This window comes from Mesorhizobium sp. M6A.T.Cr.TU.014.01.1.1, from assembly GCF_004022765.1.
In the GTDB taxonomy this organism is placed as follows: Bacteria; Pseudomonadota; Alphaproteobacteria; order Rhizobiales; family Rhizobiaceae; genus Mesorhizobium; species Mesorhizobium mediterraneum.
The window spans coordinates 1-445 of sequence record NZ_RZPG01000107.1 but is presented as its reverse complement, the minus strand read 5'-3'; the positions used below and the strand labels follow the sequence as shown (position 1 = coordinate 445).

Below are 445 nucleotides of genomic sequence, written 5' to 3'. Positions count from 1 at the left end.
GTCGCTGGCTTCATCGGCGCGCTGGCGGCGATGATGATGGTCATCTGGCCGCTCGGTCCGTTCAGCAATCCGCTGGTGGTGTCGATCATCTGCCTGATCGTGGGTGGCGCGATCGGTGCGGCGCAAGGCTACTGGATCGCCTATCACCGAATACCGAGCTTCATCGTCACCCTGGCCGGCATGCTGATCTTCCGCGGCATCTGCCAGGCCCTGCTGGGCGGCGGATCCTCGGTGGGGCCGCTACCCGATGGCTTCAAGGCGCTCAGCTCCGGCTTCATCCCGGATGTCATCGGCCCGCTGACGCTGATCCCGCCAACAGTGAACGCGGCCGGCAAGACCATCATGGGCAGCGGCCTGACGCTGCACATGACGACGATCGTGCTGGGCCTGATCGCTGTTCTGGCCTACGCCTATTTCGGGGTGAGGACGCGCCGCAAGCGCGAAC

General features: G+C 65.4%; 1 pseudogene. It reads left to right on the top strand.

Annotated elements, in window-relative coordinates:
* A pseudogene (locus EN885_RS33165) lies at window positions 1-445 on the top strand (sugar ABC transporter permease); the annotation flags it as partial.